Origin of the sequence: Chloracidobacterium sp. (genome assembly GCA_025057975.1) — a bacterium.
GTDB lineage: Bacteria > Acidobacteriota > Blastocatellia > Chloracidobacteriales > Chloracidobacteriaceae > Chloracidobacterium.
In genome coordinates, this window is record JANWUV010000045.1 from 1 (window position 1) to 662 (window position 662).

The 662-nt window shown below is 53.6% G+C and carries 2 protein-coding genes; both read right to left on the bottom strand.

Going from position 1 to position 662, the window contains the following annotated elements; all coding sequences use genetic code 11:
• Window positions 1-480, bottom strand: a 480-nt coding sequence (gene cas4 / locus NZ585_14965; GenBank protein MCS7081332.1) for a CRISPR-associated protein Cas4, incomplete at its 3' end; no start/stop codon positions are given.
• A 2-nt stretch (window positions 481-482) separates the two neighbouring features.
• Window positions 483-662 (bottom strand): CRISPR system precrRNA processing endoribonuclease RAMP protein Cas6 (gene cas6, locus NZ585_14970; GenBank protein MCS7081333.1); only part of this gene is annotated, 180 nt, incomplete at its 5' end.

A 662-nucleotide genomic window follows, 5' to 3' on the forward strand; every position in this document is an offset into this window, starting at 1 on the left:
GGAAGTTATGGCGGCACGGGCTGCAGCAATGGCTACTTCCGTTGCCTGTCTAAGTGCTGGCGTAAAATGTACTCGCTGGCGCCGCCGGTGACCATGATAGAAGATTTCCCCGTAGGCAATGGCTTGACCGGTTCGTTCTTCCAAACATAAGGCTGCCGCGCACAGTTGGAAATGGTCATTCAGATAGCGAGCCATCTTGCCCTTTTTGTATTCCACTGGCACGAGCTGACCCTCCCGAATTTCCACGCGGTCAATGATTCCAGCTACCTGCAAGCGGTCACTCCATACCCATTGCTGCTGGTAAACCGTTTGCTGCTCGATTTGCTGCGCTCCCGCCTCCTGCACATGGCGGTGCAAATGTTGGCCTAGCAACGTGTGTTCATTGTCGGCCCATTCACCGCATACATATTCCAGATAAAAACGCCGGGGGCAATACTCCCACGCATTTAGGTAGGCCAAGGGCAAATAACAGTCGTCCATTGTCAACTCTCCAAAATTACCTGGCCCATGCCTAACGCCGTTTTGCGCCCCACACCAGCAAAGAAAGCAAAATGGGCCAACTGGTTCGCCAAACGTCCCTGTTCGGCATCGGGAAACACATAACGCACCCTTCCCACCGTGCCAATTTCGGCCACCTTGTCGATGTAAATTCGCCGGGTTTT